This is a genomic window from Sphingobium fontiphilum (genome assembly GCF_014196635.1).
Taxonomy (GTDB): domain Bacteria; phylum Pseudomonadota; class Alphaproteobacteria; order Sphingomonadales; family Sphingomonadaceae; genus Sphingobium; species Sphingobium fontiphilum.
This window is the reverse complement of sequence record NZ_JACIEB010000006.1, coordinates 231,674-247,152: the sequence shown is the minus strand read 5'-3', so window position 1 is coordinate 247,152 and position 15,479 is coordinate 231,674. Positions and strand designations below refer to the sequence as shown.

The following is a 15,479-nucleotide window of genomic DNA, read 5'->3' as shown; positions in this document are numbered from 1 at the left end:
ATGCGTCAGGCGGCCTGCAGCTTCATCACCGCGTCGACCAGTTGGCCGACCGTTTCGATTTCGGCCTGCATGTTCATGGTGATGATGATGTCGAATTCATCCTCGATCGCCGCGACGAAATCCATGACGGTCAGGCTGTCCCACTCCAGATCGGTGGCGAAGCTGGTCGCGTCGGTCAGTTCGATGCCCTTTTTGTTGAATGGGGCGATCTGTGCGGCGACTGTGTCGAAAATGGGCTGGCGATCCGTCATATGCTCTTGAGCTTTCCCTGAAAGTGGGGCTTTTGCCCGCGCGGGCCGGTATTTGGCAAGCGAATAAGGCGGCAATCGGGCATGATGGTGCCGCTATGCGGCGCGAAGGTGGGAAGGCGCGAAATTATGGCCAGCATGATCGAACCTGATGGCGCCCGGCCGGTTCCCAATGCCGTCCACCTGATCCGCACGGCGGTGACCACCCATATGCAGCTCAGCCAGATGGCGGACCAGAAGGCCAATATGCTGATCGGCGCCTCCATGGTCATTTTTACCCTGTGCATCGGGCAACTGCGCGCGGGACGCCTGATGGCGCCCATCGCGATATTGGCGGTCGCAGTGTTTCTGGCGGCGATCTGCGCCATCATGGCGGTGCTGCCCAGCGTTCCGCGCGTGGGCGATGGGGCAGTCGGCGAGGGCGACAATCTGCTTTTCTTCGGGATTTTCAGCGCACTGGATGAGAAGGACTTTACCGACCGGGTGATGAACCTCGTCACCGACGACGCCAGCCTGTGCCGGACCATGTTGCGCGATCTGCATCAGAATGGCCGGGTGCTTCAGCGCAGGAAATATCGCTGGCTGGGCTATGCCTACCGGCTGTTTCTGGTCGGGGTGATCGCCAGCTTCGTCGCGCTTGCGGTCGAACTGGCCATCGCCTGACGCAGCTTACCGGAAATTATCCGCGTAGGCCTGCAACTTCAGCGTCTTGGGCGGGGTCGCGATAACGGTGTAGGGCACGCCCTGCTTGCGGGCGTAGGCGACGGCGGCCTCCTGCGAGGGGAAGCTGAGCCTCAACTGCTGCTTTGTGTCGCCAGAGCCCGCCCAGCCGGTCAGCGGATCGGGCTTCTTCGCTTCGGCGGGGGCATATTCCAGCACCCATTTATGGGTCAGCGCCTTGCCCGATTGCAGGGCGTTCTTCTGGATCTGGTAAATACGCGCGGTCATCGCGAAAGACTCCGGTAACTGGTGATTGTGCGTTGCACCAAGCCCGATCGTCAAGTCAAGGGGTGCGCCGGGCGTCGGCATTTTTGGTGCGCAATGTGGCGCTGGCCGCCGCCGGATCGTCGGGCCAGGGGTGGCGGGGATAACGGCCGCGCATCTCCTTGGCGACGGCGTTCCAGCTTCCGGCCCAGAAGCCGGGCAGGTCTCGGGTCGTCTGGATCGGGCGGCCGGCGGGTGAGGTGAGGGAGAGGACCAAGGGAATGCGGGCGCTGCCCACGGTTGGATGTTCCGCCAGGCCAAAGAGCGCCTGCACGCGCAGTTCCACCCTTGGCCCCCCTTCGGCGGCATAGTCGATTTCATGGCTGGACCCTGCGGGCGAGCGGAAGGCGGGCGGGGCGAGTCGCTCGACCGCTTGCTTGCCGTCCCAGCCCAGCAGGCCTTCCAGCACGCCCGACAGTTGCGACCGGTCGATGTCGGACAGGCGGCGGCGGCCGACGAGCAGCGGCGGCAGCCATTGGTCGATGCCGGCCATCAGCGCCTCGTCCGACAGCGCCGCCACCCCGGCGAAGGCCGCACGTGTCCTGAGCGAACGGGCCGGGTCGGACCATGGCAGCAGGGGAAGGCCGCCCTGCCGCACGCCCGCGAGCAGCGCATCGGCAACGGCCTGCGGGTCGGGCCGGTCATCCGACCCCGAAGACAGGCGCAGCGACCCCAGCCGCCGCTCGCGCAGCGCCTCCACCCCGCCATTGTCGGGACGGAAGCGGACGGTGCGATGCTCCCGAACCCGTTCGCCGAACAGGCGCAGCACATCGGCCTCACTGATCGGCGCGGCCGACAATATGCGCGCGCCCGCGGCGCTGCCCTGCACCTCGCCGACGGCCAGCCAGTCCTCCCGCGCCAGCGGCGACAGCGGATCGAGGCGGAAGCCGCGCCCGCCAACGCTCGCCCAATCGCCGCCGTCAGCCGACCGGCGCTTCGCCACCCGGTCGGGGAAGGCCAGCGCCAGGCACAGACCGATTGCCTGATCGGTCGGCGGCGCGTCACCGCCCGATGGCGCCAGCCGCGCCCAGCGTTTCGCCATGGCCCGCGCGGCATCGGCCCGCTTGCCGCTTTCCCGACGCCAGCGGATGCGGCGCTGCGTCAGGTCGGCATCCTGCCCGCCAATGCCGCGTTCGCCCAGCAGCACGGCGACCTCCGCCGCCACGTCGCCCAGCCCCATTTCGCCCGCGCGCACCAGCATATGGCCGATGCGCGGCGCAACCGGCAGTTTCGCCAGCGCGCGGCCATGGGCGGTGATGCGGCCATCGTCGTCAATGGCCTCCAGACTGGACAAGCGGGATCGCGCTTCGGTGATGGCGGCGGCGGGCGGCGGGTCGAGCCAGCGTAGGCTGGCGGGATCGCTCACCCCCCAAAGCGCGCAATCGAGCAGCAGGGCGGAAAGATCGCTCTCCAATATTTCCGGCGGGTCGAACGGTGGCATCCCGGCACTGGCGGCGGCTTCCCACAGGCGATAGGCGACGCCCGGCCGCTGGCGCGCGGCGCGCCCGGCCCGCTGCGTGGCGCTGGCCTGGCTGGCGCGTTCGGTGACGAGGCGGGTGACCCCGGCGGCGCGATCATAGCGGGGGCGGCGGGCAAGGCCGCTGTCGACGACGATCCGCACGCCGTCGATGGTCAGGCTGGTTTCGGCGATGGAGGTGGCGAGGATGACCTTGCGATCGGGCGCAGGACGGATGGCGGCGCGCTGGGCGCCGGGGTCGAGGCTGCCGTGGAGTTTGTGGACGGTGGCGGCGATGCCTTCGATCCGCTCGGCCGTCCGCTCGATTTCGGCGACGCCGGGCAGGAAGGCGAGAATGTCGCCATCGGATTCCTCGATCAGCGCGCGGCGGATGGCGGCGGCCATTTCATCCTCAATCCGCTTTTCAGCGTTGCGACCGACATGGCGCAGCTCCAGCGGCTGGATGCGGCCTTCGCTCTCGACCACTGGCGCGTTGTCCAGCAAGGCGGCGAAGCGCGCGCCGTCCAGCGTGGCGGACATTGGCACGATCCGCAGGTCGGGGCGCAAGGCCGCCTGCGCGTCGAGCGCGAGAGCAAGGCCGAAATCGCTGTCGAGGCTGCGTTCATGCACTTCATCGAACAGCACCGCTGACACCCCGGCGAGTTCCGGGTCGTCCTGAATCCGGCGGACGAAAATCCCCTCGGTCAGCACCAGCATGCGGGTGCGGGCGGAGGATTTGCTGTCCATGCGCGTGGCGTAGCCGACCGTGCCGCCCGGCTGCTCTCCCATCAGTTCGGCGATGCGCTCGGCCGCCGCGCGGGCGGCGAGACGGCGGGGGGAGAGCAGCAGAACCTGCCCCGTGCACCATGGCTGATCCAGCAGGGCGGGTGCGACTGCCGTGGTCTTGCCCGCGCCCGGCGGGGCGACCAGCACGGCGTTGCTGCCGCGCGACAGGGCGGCGAGCAGGTCGGGCAGGACGGCGTTGATCGGCAGTTCGGTCACGCCTGCCCCTGTCGCCGCAAATGGCGCGGGCCGCAATACCCCCTGATTTCCTACAGCCGCGCCGGTGGGCGGCGCATGTTAGGGTCAACGGGCAATGATGATGGGAGGATGGGCATGGACCTGATTGAAAAGCTCTGGGCGATCGAGGAGATCAAGCAGCTCAAGGCGCGCTATTTCCGTTTCATGGATGGCAAGGACTGGGCGGGGATGCGCACCATCTTTACCGATGACGCCACGTTCGACGCGCGGACGGCGCTCAGCATCGAACCGCAGGGCGGCGAGGACGCGATTGTGAGGGGCGGCGAAGCTATCGCCGCTTTCATCGAGGGGGCCGTTACCGCGCTGCGCACCACCCATCATGGCCACTGCCATGAAATCACCATTGACGGGCCGGATGACGCCCATGGCGTGATCGCGATGGAGGATATCGTCTGGACCGCCGACCGCTCCACGCTGATCGTCCACGGAACCGGTCATTATCATGAGCACTATCGCCGGGTGGACGGCGTATGGCGCATCGCCCGGTCGCGGCTGACGCGGCTGGACGTCAAGACCGGCTGAAGCGCGCCTCAGCCCGACAGGTAGATGTGGATCGGGTTTTTGGGGTCGATCACCATCTTCGCGGTCAGCGCCAGCGACATCAGGATCAGCAACGGGCGGATCAGCCTGCCGCCGAACCGCATCGCGAGGTGCGAACCGATCTGGCCGCCGACGATGCTGCCCGCCGCCATGCAAAGCCCGGCGATCCACAACACATGGCCACCCGCGACCATGGTCAGCAGCCCGGCGATGTTGCTGGCGAGGTTCGCCGCCTTGGTCTGGGCGGTGGCGCGCAGCAGCGAAAGGCCGCCCAGCGCGAGGAAGATGGTGGCGTAGAATGCGCCCGCGCCCGGCCCGAAAAAGCCGTCGTAAAAGCCGATGACGCCGATCAACAGGCCCAGCAGGCCCATGCCAACACGCTGCTTTCGGTCAAAATCGGCTGCGCGCGGACCGAAGGTGAAATAGGCCGCGATGGCGATCAGCAGCGCGGGCATGAGGCCCGCGAGGATCGACGGATCGACCCGCTGGAGCAGCCAAGCCCCCCCGACCGACCCCAGGAACGCGGCGATCACCGGCCAGCGATAGGCGGCAAGGTCCATATGGCCCGCCCGCGCATAGGCCCAGCAGGCCCCGGCCGTGCCGATCGACGATTGCAGTTTGTTGGTGGCGACCGCCGCGACCGGCGGCACCCCCGCCGCCATCAAAGCGGGGAGCGAGATCAGCCCGCCGCCGCCCGCCATCGCGTCGATACAGGCGGCGATCATCGCGGCCGCGGTCAGGAAGGCGAGGGTTTCGGGCGACAGGATCATGGATGCTCCGCCCGGTGGGCTGGAAGGAGAAGGCGTATGCGCTCAACCAGACGAACGGCGCGAGGAAATGCGCCAGATCATGCAGGCTGGCCCCTCAGGCCTGCCGCAGCACCGTCAATAGGCGCGGGCGATGGCGAACTCGACCGCTTCGGTCAGCGCATCGCGGGCGCGACCCTGGGGGAAGATGGCGATGGCGTCGATAGCGCGCTGGCCATAATGGCGGGCGCGGGCCAGCGTGTCGGATATGGCGCCGGTGCGGCGCAGCAGGCCGGTGGCGCGGGCCAGATCGTCATCGCTGATCTTGTGTCCGGCGATGGCCGCTTTCCAGAAGGCGCGGTCTTCATCACTGCCGCGCGCATAAGCGAGGATGACGGGCAACGTCACCTTGCCGTCGCGGAAATCGTCGCCAGCGTCCTTGCCCATGGTCGCGCCATCCGATTCATAGTCAAGGGCGTCGTCCACCAGTTGGAACGCGATGCCCAGATAACGGCCATAGGTGTCCAGCGCGGTTTCCTGCGTTTCGTCCCGTTCGGCGACCACGGCCGAAATGCGGCAGGCGGCGGCGAACAGCGCGGCGGTCTTGGCGCCGATGATGTCGAGATATTGTTCCTCGCTCGTGTCGATTCGGCGCTGGGCGGACAACTGGTTGACCTCGCCCTCCGCGATGATCGCCGAAGCGCCCGACAGGATTTTCAGCACCTTGAGCGACTCGGCCTCGACCATCAGTTCGAAGGAGCGGGAAAAGAGGAAGTCGCCGACCAGCACGCTGGCGCTGTTGCCCCAGATGATGTTGGCGGTCTTGCGCCCGCGGCGCAGGCCCGACCCGTCGACGACATCGTCGTGCAGCAGGGTGGCGGTGTGGATGAATTCGACGGCGGCGGCCAGCTTGTAATGGCGTGTGCCCGCATAGCCCAGCAATTCTGAACAGGCGAGCGTCAGCATCGGCCGCATCCGCTTGCCTCCGCCCGCGATCAGGTGGCCGGCCAGTTCCGGGATGAGCGGGATCCGCGACTGCATCCGGTCGAGGATGACGGCGTTCACCTGGTTCATGCCGTCGGCGACCAGAGCCATCATGGGGTCGAGGGAGGGCGGCCCGGAACGGCGGAGCGACTGGACATTGTCGGATGCTGCGGCGGTCATGGCCGCCATGTGGCCGCGCGGAACGGGCTTGGCAAGCGGAATAGCTTGCCTCCCGCGAAGGAACGGGCAAAAAGCGCGACCGCAACGGGAGGACGGCAGTGGACGAAACGCTCAATCGCTATCGGGAAAGCATCGACAATATCGACGCGGCGCTGGTGTTCATGCTGGCCGAACGGTTCAAGGTGACGCAGGCCGTGGGCGAATATAAGGCGATCCATCAATTGCCGCCCGCCGATCCGGGGCGGGAGGAGCGGCAGATTGCGCGCCTGCGCCAGTTGGCGCTCGACGCGCGGCTGGACCCCGATTTCACCGAAAAATTCCTGCGCTTCATCATTGATGAGGTGATTCGCCATCATGAAAGGCTGCGCGAGGGCTGAACTGTCCGCGGCGTTCAGTCGGTCGCGGCGGGCACAGGGGCGACGGCCTCCAATATGATTGCATAGAGCTGGGCCAGCGAATGGTGGCAGGCGGCGACGCCGGGATCGGTGGCCTGTTGGGCCAGGTAAAGGTTGCGCGAAAGGCCTTGCTCGAAATAAACCCGGTCAAAATTGTGCTGCATTTCAATCATCTCCCGCAAGTGCGAGGGAGGAAATGCCGATCGTGGCAGGAAGATCCGCGCAAGATCGAGGCACGGCGACGGAGCGCGCCGTCGCTGCGGCAAAGCGGTCAGCGCCTGTTTGGAAAATGCGCGGAAGAGCGCATTTTCGATGCGGCACCGGCCCACACCCCCACCCGGCCGCCCAGACATGGTATTCTGATGGGTGGCCGGGTGGGGGTGTGGGCCGGTGCGGATGCGCCAAAGGCGCATTTCCAAACAGGCGGTCAGCCCGGATAGGTTTCGTGGCCCGCATTGGGCCAGCGGAAGCCCGTATAGGTCAGCATTGTGCTGAAACTTTCCGACCGCACCTGATGCCACCAGCCAATGGGAATGAACAGCAGGTCGCCGGGTGTCAGCCGCACCTCATAACGGAGCAGGTCGCGGGCCGCCGGATAAAGGGCGATGCGCTCGGGGTCGGTGATGTCGTGGACATCGCTGAACACATGGCGGTCATGGGCCAGGTGGCGGGTCTGTGACGGCGGAATCAGGATGATCTGCTTGGCGCCCGTCACTTGCGCCAGCATATTGTTGGTGAGGTCGAAATGCAGCGGGGTGAACGCGCCCGCACCGCCAATCCACAGCATGCCCGGCGCGCGCGCCAGATAGGCGTCGGGATGACCAAGGTCAGCCTGCAACGGCGCCAGCGCCGCGCCATTGGCGGCGCTGTTATAGGCGGTCAGGTAGGCGTCGTTGCCGCCATCGCGCGCGAGGGCGATGAATTGGCGAAAGGGCGCGCGGCGCCTGTGCCGGTCCTTCATCAACTCATAGTCGCCCGCGCCGTCGCGCCCGCCCTGAAACTCCACGAGCGCCTCGCCGATCAGGTCGGCCAGATAATCGGGCGTCCAGCGCGCCAGGGCGGGCCAGTCTGCCATCGCTCCCTTGATCACGACCGGGCGGCCGGGTGCGTAGAATTCGTGGAGGAACTGGTCGGTGGACAGATTTTCGGCGGTCAGCAGGCCGGAAGCATAGGGGGACAGCGCCCGTTGACGCTCCATCGTGTCGAGCAGCCATTCGCGACGTTTGAGGGCTCGACTGTCATCGGCTGGCGGCAATGGTTGCGCCTTGGCTTGACGGGGCTGCGGTTGCGCCCTGGGTTCAGTCTGCCGGGGATCGAAGCCGATCTGGCGCAGGGCCATTTGCAGCCGCAGGTCGCCGCCCGTGCCGGGCAGGGCGGGGAGAGGCGGGGTAGGGCCGGGTTTCTTCATTGCGGGTCATTAATCCTGAAACATGACGTTCCCGTGGCATTTTATGACAGGCGCGTGACGGTCAAGCCGGTTCGATCAGGTCCGCGCGGGCGCGCGCCTTCGACCGGCCGAGCAACACCCCGCCCAGCGCCAGCAGAAACCCGACGATCTGGACCAGGCCAAGCCGTTCCCCGAACAGCAGCCAGGCCTCGATCGCGGCGAGCGGCGGCACCAGCAGAAGGAGCATCGACATGCGCGTCGGCCCCTGATGCCGGGCCAGCCACACCAGCAGCGACAAAGCCGCCATCGACAGGCCGAATATCGACCAGCCCAGCCCCAGCCACAGCATCGGACTGTTATCCCAGTGATAATCGCCGACCAGCAGCGTCACGACGATGGCGAAGATCGCGCCGCCCGCATTCTGGACCGCGCCCGATATCAGGATGGGGTCGCCCGCAATCGCGCCGCGCTGAATGAGGGTGCCGCCCGCCATGGCCAGGATGGAAAAGATCGCGGCCGCGGCGGTCAGCACGGTGAGGCCGCCGACATCGCTGCGCGCGATCATGGGCGAGAGCACACAGGCGACGCCGGTCATGGCGATGGCCATGCCGGTGACGGCGCGGGCGGACAGGCGTTCGCCGAACAACAGGAAACTGGCGAGCGCGACCATCAGCGGCTGAAGCGCGCCGAGCAGGGCCATGATGCCCGCCGGCATTCCGTGCAGCACCGCCCACCAACTGGCGATCAGGTAAAGGCCGTGCAGCATCGCCCCCGCCGCCAGATGGTGCATCAGTCGCGATCCGCGCGGCAACGCCTCGCGCCGATAGAGAGCGGCAGCCAGCAAGAGCGCGGCGGTCAGCGTCATGCGGATCGCCAGCACCAGTTCGGGCGAGGCATGGGGCACCACCGCGCGCGCGACGATGAAACCGGTGGACCAGATAAGCACGAAGGCGATGGCGGCGAACAGGGCGAACATGGCGTTCCCTTGGCGGATCGGACGGCCGCTGTCGATCCGCCTTTATGGCGGGGCTATTCGCGCCCGGCGCGCAGGGCCGCGCCGCCAGCGACGGGGGTGATGGCGACCAGCAGCAGCGACGTTGCGCCCAGGAACTTCATGGCCGCGCCGCTGCCGTCGCCCAGAGTGCCCGCGCCGAAGATCAGCAGCGGCACCGCCAGCGGCAACGCCAGCAGCCCCGCCAGCGCTCCGCTGGAGCGCAACCCGGCGGTCAGGCTCGCCACCAGTATCGACAGGGCGGCAAGCGCGGGCGTGCCGATCAGCAGCCCCGCCTCCAGCGTCCAGATGGTCGGCGCGGGCAGTTTCAGCAGCGCGGCGGCGGGCAGCAACGCCAACAGCAAAGGCGGGCCAAAGCCGATCCAGTGGGCGATCAGCTTGGCGATGACCTGCGTTTCCTCGCTCACCCCACGCAGCGACAATTGGTCGATCACCCCGGCATCGCGGTCGGGCGCGATCAGCCGGTCGATGGGCAGCAGGCTGGCGAGCAGGGCCGCGATCCACAACATGCCGCCGCCCGTGCGGGCGAGCAGGCCCGCGTCCGGCCCCAAGGCAAAGGGATAAAGGCTGGCGACCAGCAACAGGAAGGCGACGGGCAGCCAGAGTCCGGCTGAACGCCAGCCATTGGCGAGGTCGCGGGCGATGAGGGGGATCAGCATATTCATGCCGGTTCCACCGCATGATCGCGCAGGTCGATGCCGATCGCGCCGTCCATTGGCAATGGCTGATGCGACGCCGCGAGCACTAGCCCGCCGCTCGCGCGGTGCGCCGCGATGGCCTCCCCCAGCAGCGCGATGGAGGCGGTGTCGAGCCCGTTGGCCGGCTCGTCGAGCAGCCAGATCGGCGCACCCGACGCGATGACCCGCGCCAGCATCGCCCGCTTGCGCTGGCCGGTCGACAGCATCCGCACCGGCACCGGGGCAAGGTTCGTCAGCGCCATACGGTCGAGCGCCACGGCCAGCGCGGCGGGAGACGCGCCGTCAATCATGGCCCAAAAGGCCAGCGCATCGGCCATCGGGCGCTCCATGTCCAGCGCCAGCCGCTCATCGGTCAGCGCCAGCGCGCCTTCGCGCTCGACCGTCCCGGCAAAGGCGGGCAACAGGCCGGCTACGACCCGCATCAGGCTGGATTTGCCGATGCCGTTGGGGCCGGTCAGCATCGCCGCTTCGCCCGCCGCCAGCGACAGGTTCACATGATGGAACAACAGCCGCCCGCCGCGCAGGCAGGCAAGGTCGGCAAGGCGCAGGCGCGCGCCGCTCGGAACAGGCGCTGGCCGCTCGCTCACGGCGCGACCATGTCTTCCAAAACATGCATGTCGAGGTCGGACAGGCCGAAATGATGGCCAACTTCATGCACGACGACATGGGTGATGAGCGCATCGAGCGCGACCCCGGTTTCGACCCATTCGTCGAGCAGGGGGCGGCGGAACAGGTGGATGGTCGGCGGCGCATCCCCGGTCTGTGCGGGCTCGCCCACCGGGCGGCCCGAATAGAGGCCAGTGAGGCCGAAAGGGTCGTCGATGTCGAGGTCGGCCAGTACCGCTTCATCCGCGAAATCCTGCACGAACAGAACGACATGGCGCAGATGATCGCGGAACGGATCGGGCAGGCGGCTGAGCGCGGCCAGCGCCAGTTGCTCGATCTGAGCGGTGGTCGGCGCGAAAAGGGGTGGTTGACCTGGGTCGGGCATGGCTGCGACATAGGACAAAGCGCAGGCGGAGGATAGCCACCGATATGGTTGACAGACTGGACGATGCGGCCCGCGCGCGGGCGCTGGCGGACCTGCCCGAATGGCGGTTGGTCGATGAACCGGAAGGGATTAGCCGGCGCTTCATCTTCGGCGATTTTTCGGCGGCCTTCGCCTTCATGGCGCGGGTGGCGTTGCTGGCGGAAAAGGCAGACCATCATCCCGATTGGTCCAATGTCTATAATCGTGTCGATATTTTGCTGACCACCCATGACGCGGGCGGGCTGTCGCAACGCGACATCGACATGGCCCGCGCCATCGACGCGCTGCTGGCGGCTTGAGCGTGCGGCGGCGATTTCCTAGATGATGTCCATGGCCACGTCCCCGATCAGTGAACTCAACGACCGCGCCCGCGATGTTTTCCGCCTGGTGGTGGAAAGCTATCTGGGCACGGGACTGCCCGTCGGGTCGCGCACGATCAGCCGGATGAATTCGCTCAGCCTGTCGCCGGCCTCCATCCGCAACGTCATGCAGGATCTGGAGGAACTGGGCCTGCTGGCCGCGCCGCATACATCGGCGGGGCGGATGCCGACCGAAACCGGCCTGCGCCTTTTCGTCGACGGGATGATGCAGGCGGCTGAACCATCGGTCGAGGAACGCCGCGCGATAGAGGCGGGGATCAGCGAGGGCGGGCGGATAGAGGAGGCGCTGTCGGCGGCGACGGCGGCGCTGTCGGGCCTGTCGGCCTGCGCCGGGATCGTGATGGTGCCCCAGCGCGAGGCGCTGCTTCGCCAGTTCGGTTTCGTGCCCCTGAACGACCGGCAGGCGCTGGCCGTGCTGGTCGGGCAGGACGGATCGGTCGAAAACCGGGTGCTCGACCTGCCCGAAGGCGTGTCGCCCATCGCCCTGTCGGAAGCGGCCAATTACATGTCCGCACGCTTTGCCGGGCTGACCCTGCGACAGGCGGGCGAACAGTTGCGCGGCGAACTGGAGCGGGACCAGACGGCGCTCAACGGCGCGGCGCGAGCGCTGGTGGAGCGGGGGCTTGCCATATGGTCGGCCGATGCGCAGCAGCGCCCGGTGCTGATCGTGCGGGGGCAGGCGAACCTGATCGACGCCGCCGCCGCCGAGGATCTGGAACGGGTCCGGCAATTGCTGGAGGAACTGGAAGGCAAGCAGGAAATCGCCCGCCTGCTGGAAGGCGCGCTGGGCGCCAGCGCGGCCAAAATCTTCATCGGTTCGGAAAACAAGCTCTTTTCCCTGTCGGGTTCTTCGGTCATAGCCGCCCCCTATCGCGGGGGCGACGGGCGCGTGGTCGGCGTGGTCGGCGTCATCGGCCCCACACGCTTGAACTATGCCAGGGTGATCCCCATGGTGGATTTCACCGCACAGACGCTGTCGAGATTGATGAGATGAGTGACGAAAAGCAGACGATGGATAATCAAGAGGCCGTGGACACGCTGCCCGAGGATATGAGCGCGCAGGAAGCGATGGACGCCGTCGATGATCGCATCGCCGCGCTGGAGAATGATCTGGCCGCCGCGAAGCAGGACGTGCTCTACGCCCATGCCGAAACGCAGAATGTGCGTCGCCGCATGGAAAAGGAACTGGCCGACGCCCGCGCCTATGCCGCGACCAGCTTCGCCCGCGACATGCTTTCGGTAGCCGACAACCTCGCCCGCGCGCTTCAGGCGATCCCCGCCGAGTTGCGCGACGACGAGAAGATGAAGGGGCTGGTGGTGGGCCTTGAGGCCACGGGCCGCGAACTGGAGGCCGTGTTTAGCCGCAACGGCATTACGAAGCTGGTGTCCGTCGGCGAACCGCTGGACCCCAACAGGCATCAGGCGATGATGGAAATTCCCTCCGCCGACATGGAGCCGGGCACGGTCCTGACCGAAATGCAGGCCGGCTACCTGATCAAGGACCGCCTGCTGCGCCCGGCTCTGGTCGGCGTGGCGAAAAAGCCGGACTGACCGGCTGATATAGCAATGATGTGAAAGGCCGCTGCCCGGATGGGTGGCGGCCTTTTCGGATCACACGCGGTCCGCTTGCGCCACCGCGTCCAGCCCGCGCAGGGCCGACAATATCCGCATCAGGTGGGCGGCGTCGTCCACTTCTATGTCAATGATGTCGGTGTGGAACGGCCCCTCGCGGTTGACCAGTTGCAGGTTGAGGATGTTCGCCTTGGTCGCGCCGAACACATTGGTGACGGCGGCCAGCGCGCCCGGCTGGTTCTTGACGATCACCGACAGGCGCGCCGTGCCGCCCTTTGACCCGGTATCCCAGGACAGGTCGACCCAGTCGGCATCCTGTCCGCTTTCCAGCGAATGGCAATCGATGGTGTGCACCTCGATCGGGGCGCCGGTGCGGCGGATGCCGACGATCCGGTCGCCCGGCACCGGGTGGCAGCATTCGCCCAGTTCATAGGCGATGCCCGGCGTCAAACCGCGGATAGACACGGGCGCGTGCTGGCGCGGATGGGCCTCGGCCAGCCCCTCGCTGGTGGTCGATCCGGGGATCAGCGCCTCCAATATTTCCGAATCGAGCAGGCGGTGGGTGGCGATGGCGATCATCATCGCCGCGCGATCCTCCAGCTTCAGCCGCTTGAGCGCCGCCTTGAGCGCCTTGTCGCCCAGTTCGGCGGCCAGGTCCGCGGGCAGGCGGCCGACGATTTCCTCATAGAGCTTCTCGCCCAGCGCCACCATCTCGTCGCGCTGCTTGTGGCGGATGAAGCGGCGGATGGCGGCGCGCGCCTTGCCGGTGACCACAAAAGTGAGCCAGTTGGGCTGGGGGCTTTGCCCGCCGGATTTCAGAATCTCGACCTGATCGCCATTTTCAAGCGGGGTGCGCAGCGGCACGACCCGGCCGTTGACCTTCGCCCCCACCGTCTGGTTGCCCAGCGTCGTGTGGACGGCATAGGCGAAGTCGACCGGGGTCGACCCCTTGGGCAACTGATGCAGTTCGCCCTTGGGCGAAAAGGCGAATATCCGGTCCTGATACATCGCCATGCGGGTATGTTCGAGCAACTCGTCGGCATCCTGGCTCTGCTCCAGGATCTCGACCAGATCGCGCAGCCATGCCGCCTGCCGGTCGCCGGCGTCGCCCTTCTGCTTGTAGGCCCAGTGGGCGGCGAGGCCGAATTCGCTGTCCTGATGCATTTCCCGGCTGCGGATCTGCACCTCGATCCGCGCATTTTCGCTGTGGATGACGGTGGTGTGGATGGACCGATAACCGTTGCGCTTGGGCGTCGAGATATAGTCTTTGAAGCGGCCCGGCACCATTTTATAGTGCTGGTGGATGATGCCCAGCGCGCGATAACAGTCGTCGGTGTTGTCGGTGATGACGCGAAAGGCGATGACGTCGGTCAGCTGTTCAAAGCTGATGTGTCTCTCCTGCATCTTGCGCCAGATGGAATAGGGGTGTTTCTCACGCCCCGAAACGGTGACCGACAGCCCGTTGCTGCCCAGCAGCAGTTGCAGTTGCGCGCCGATGCGGTCGACCTTGTCGTGGCCGCCTTCCTTCAGCCGCTCCAGCCGTTTGGTGATGCTGTCATAGGCTTCCGGCTCCAGTTCGCGAAAGGCCAGCATCTGCATTTCGCGCATGAAATCATACATGCCGATCCGCTCGGCGAGCGGGGCGTAGATGTCCATCGTCTCGCGCGCGATGCGCCGCCGCTTCACCTCATTCTTGATGAAGTGCAGCGTGCGCATATTGTGCAGCCGGTCGGCCAGCTTGACCAGCAGCACCCTGATGTCGTCCGACATGGCGAGCAGGAACTTGCGAAGATTTTCCGCCGCCCGCTCATTTTCGGACTGGGCCTCGATCTTGGACAGCTTGGTGACGCCATCGACCATGCGAGCGACGTCGGGACCGAACGCCTCCTCGATCTCCTCATAGGTGACGAGCGTGTCCTCGATCGTGTCGTGCAGCAGGGCGGTTACGATGGTGCGGTCATCGAGGTGCAGGTCGGTCAAAATGCCCGCCACCTCGATCGGGTGGCTGAAATAGGGGTCGCCGCTGGCGCGCTTCTGGCTGCCATGTTTCTGGACGGAAAACACATAGGCGCGGTTGATCATCGCCTCGTCCGCTTCGGGATCGTAGCTCTTTACCCGTTCGACAAGTTCATACTGGCGTAACATCGTGATCCGATTGTGTGGGAAGGCCCTGTGCGTGCAACAAAAAAATCGCGCAAGGCCACGAAACGATCCTTTTGCGGTGCACAACGGATTGCGATTTTGCAACCCCCATCGCTTTGGGCTATTGTTGCCTGATAATGACACCGGCACCGATCCAGCATTTCGAACATTGCGCCCTTCCCGCCGCGCTGGAGGCGATGGGGGAACGCTGGTCCTTCCTGATCTTGCGGGGCGCCCTTTCGGGCATTCGCCATTTCGAGGAGTTTCAATCGACACTGGGCATCGCCCGCAACATCCTGGCCAACCGTCTGGCCCGGCTGGTGGAAAATGGCATCATGGTGCGTCAGCCCATGCAGTGCGACCGGCGCAAGGTCGAATATCGCCTCACCGAAAAAGGGCAGGAACTGGGCACGGTGATGATCGCCCTGCGGCAATGGGGCGAAAAATGGGGCAGCGGCGCGCCCTGTACGCCGATATTGGCCGACCGGCGCGACCGCCGGCCGATCCAGCCGATCGGCATTCGGGCGCATGACGACAGGGTGCTCGCTCTCTCCGACCTGATCTGGCTTGACGAGGACGAAGCCCGTCCATTCGCTTGTGCGGGCGACAAGGAACAGGCCGCTGCCTGATGCTCCTTTCGGTTCGGCTTCACGACCGTCCGCAAATGGCCTAGGTTTTCGGACG

At 66.4% G+C, this 15,479-nt stretch carries 19 protein-coding genes; 7 read left to right on the top strand and 12 right to left on the bottom strand.

Features of this window, described 5'->3' with window-relative positions:
* Window positions 1–5: 5 nt before the first annotated feature.
* Window positions 6–251: an acyl carrier protein gene (locus GGR44_RS13625; RefSeq protein WP_183956075.1), complete on the bottom strand. Its 246-nt coding sequence runs from the start codon at window positions 249–251 to the stop codon at window positions 6–8.
* 126 nt (window positions 252–377) lie between these two features.
* Between GGR44_RS13625 and GGR44_RS13620 the strand changes: the two genes are divergently transcribed.
* Window positions 378–911 carry a Pycsar system effector family protein gene (locus tag GGR44_RS13620; RefSeq protein WP_183956074.1) on the top strand — a complete coding sequence of 178 codons (534 nt, stop codon included), beginning with the start codon at window positions 378–380 and terminating at the stop codon, window positions 909–911.
* A 6-nt stretch (window positions 912–917) separates the two neighbouring features.
* On the opposite strand, the gene GGR44_RS13615 is transcribed toward GGR44_RS13620, so the two are convergent.
* Both GGR44_RS13615 and hrpB read right to left on the bottom strand, forming a co-directional pair.
* Complete coding sequence (locus tag GGR44_RS13615; protein ID WP_183956073.1) at window positions 918–1,196, bottom strand: ETC complex I subunit; 279 nt, start codon at window positions 1,194–1,196, stop codon at window positions 918–920.
* Between the two features lie 55 nt (window positions 1,197–1,251).
* Complete coding sequence (hrpB, locus tag GGR44_RS13610; RefSeq protein ID WP_183956072.1) at window positions 1,252–3,690, bottom strand: ATP-dependent helicase HrpB; 2,439 nt, start codon at window positions 3,688–3,690, stop codon at window positions 1,252–1,254.
* Window positions 3,691–3,804: 114 nt separating this feature from the next.
* On the opposite strand from hrpB, the gene GGR44_RS13605 reads away from it, so the two are divergent.
* Window positions 3,805–4,251: a nuclear transport factor 2 family protein gene (locus tag GGR44_RS13605; protein ID WP_183956071.1), complete on the top strand. Its 447-nt coding sequence runs from the start codon at window positions 3,805–3,807 to the stop codon at window positions 4,249–4,251.
* Window positions 4,252–4,259: 8 nt separating this feature from the next.
* Here the strand turns inward: GGR44_RS13605 and GGR44_RS13600 are convergent, their stop codons facing one another.
* Together GGR44_RS13600 and GGR44_RS13595 are read right to left on the bottom strand one after the other, a co-directional pair.
* Window positions 4,260–5,039 (bottom strand): TSUP family transporter, encoded by a 780-nt coding sequence (locus GGR44_RS13600; protein ID WP_183956070.1) that lies wholly within the window; start codon window positions 5,037–5,039, stop codon window positions 4,260–4,262.
* Between the two features lie 114 nt (window positions 5,040–5,153).
* The gene (locus GGR44_RS13595; protein WP_183956069.1) at window positions 5,154–6,179 is read right to left on the bottom strand and encodes a polyprenyl synthetase family protein; all 1,026 of its coding nucleotides are present in this window, start codon (window positions 6,177–6,179) and stop codon (window positions 5,154–5,156) included.
* Window positions 6,180–6,277: 98 nt separating this feature from the next.
* On the opposite strand from GGR44_RS13595, the gene GGR44_RS13590 reads away from it, so the two are divergent.
* On the top strand, window positions 6,278–6,556 hold the full coding sequence (locus GGR44_RS13590) for a chorismate mutase (RefSeq protein ID WP_183956068.1): 279 nt from the start codon (window positions 6,278–6,280) through the stop codon (window positions 6,554–6,556).
* Between the two features lie 14 nt (window positions 6,557–6,570).
* On the opposite strand, the gene GGR44_RS13585 is transcribed toward GGR44_RS13590, so the two are convergent.
* The 6 genes from GGR44_RS13585 to GGR44_RS13560 all read right to left on the bottom strand — a co-directional run bounded on the left by GGR44_RS13585 (window position 6,571) and on the right by GGR44_RS13560 (window position 10,662).
* Window positions 6,571–6,738 (bottom strand): hypothetical protein, encoded by a 168-nt coding sequence (locus GGR44_RS13585; RefSeq protein ID WP_183956067.1) that lies wholly within the window; start codon window positions 6,736–6,738, stop codon window positions 6,571–6,573.
* A gap of 263 nt (window positions 6,739–7,001) precedes the next feature.
* Window positions 7,002–7,982, bottom strand: a complete 981-nt coding sequence (locus GGR44_RS13580) for a cupin-like domain-containing protein (protein WP_183956066.1) — start codon at window positions 7,980–7,982, stop codon at window positions 7,002–7,004.
* 61 nt (window positions 7,983–8,043) lie between these two features.
* Entirely contained in the window at window positions 8,044–8,937 is an 894-nt protein-coding gene (locus GGR44_RS13575; RefSeq protein WP_183956065.1) for a DMT family transporter, read from the bottom strand.
* 53 nt (window positions 8,938–8,990) lie between these two features.
* Window positions 8,991–9,632, bottom strand: coding sequence for a heme exporter protein CcmB (locus GGR44_RS13570; protein ID WP_425511325.1), 642 nt, complete (start codon window positions 9,630–9,632; stop codon window positions 8,991–8,993).
* 2 nt (window positions 9,633–9,634) lie between these two features.
* A complete protein-coding gene (gene ccmA, locus GGR44_RS13565) occupies window positions 9,635–10,258 on the bottom strand; it encodes a heme ABC exporter ATP-binding protein CcmA (RefSeq protein ID WP_183956063.1) in 624 nt (207 codons plus the stop codon).
* Window positions 10,255–10,662 carry a metallopeptidase family protein gene (locus GGR44_RS13560; RefSeq protein WP_183956062.1) on the bottom strand — a complete coding sequence of 136 codons (408 nt, stop codon included), beginning with the start codon at window positions 10,660–10,662 and terminating at the stop codon, window positions 10,255–10,257. The genes ccmA and GGR44_RS13560 overlap by 4 nt, the downstream gene beginning before the upstream one ends.
* Window positions 10,663–10,706: 44 nt before the next feature.
* Between GGR44_RS13560 and GGR44_RS13555 the strand changes: the two genes are divergently transcribed.
* From GGR44_RS13555 to grpE, 3 genes are read left to right on the top strand one after another with little or no spacing between them, the layout of a single operon-like run.
* Window positions 10,707–11,000, top strand: a complete 294-nt coding sequence (locus tag GGR44_RS13555; RefSeq protein ID WP_183956061.1) for a 4a-hydroxytetrahydrobiopterin dehydratase — start codon at window positions 10,707–10,709, stop codon at window positions 10,998–11,000.
* 31 nt (window positions 11,001–11,031) lie between these two features.
* Window positions 11,032–12,075 (top strand): heat-inducible transcriptional repressor HrcA, encoded by a 1,044-nt coding sequence (gene hrcA / locus GGR44_RS13550; RefSeq protein ID WP_183956060.1) that lies wholly within the window; start codon window positions 11,032–11,034, stop codon window positions 12,073–12,075.
* Complete coding sequence (gene grpE, locus GGR44_RS13545; protein ID WP_183956059.1) at window positions 12,072–12,632, top strand: nucleotide exchange factor GrpE; 561 nt, start codon at window positions 12,072–12,074, stop codon at window positions 12,630–12,632. Before hrcA ends, grpE begins: the two co-directional genes overlap by 4 nt.
* 60 nt (window positions 12,633–12,692) lie before the next feature.
* On the opposite strand, the gene GGR44_RS13540 is transcribed toward grpE, so the two are convergent.
* Window positions 12,693–14,798 carry a RelA/SpoT family protein gene (locus GGR44_RS13540; RefSeq protein ID WP_183956058.1) on the bottom strand — a complete coding sequence of 702 codons (2,106 nt, stop codon included), beginning with the start codon at window positions 14,796–14,798 and terminating at the stop codon, window positions 12,693–12,695.
* A gap of 134 nt (window positions 14,799–14,932) precedes the next feature.
* Between GGR44_RS13540 and GGR44_RS13535 the strand changes: the two genes are divergently transcribed.
* Entirely contained in the window at window positions 14,933–15,424 is a 492-nt protein-coding gene (locus GGR44_RS13535; RefSeq protein WP_183956057.1) for a winged helix-turn-helix transcriptional regulator, read from the top strand.
* The last annotated feature ends 55 nt before the right edge of the window (window positions 15,425–15,479 follow it).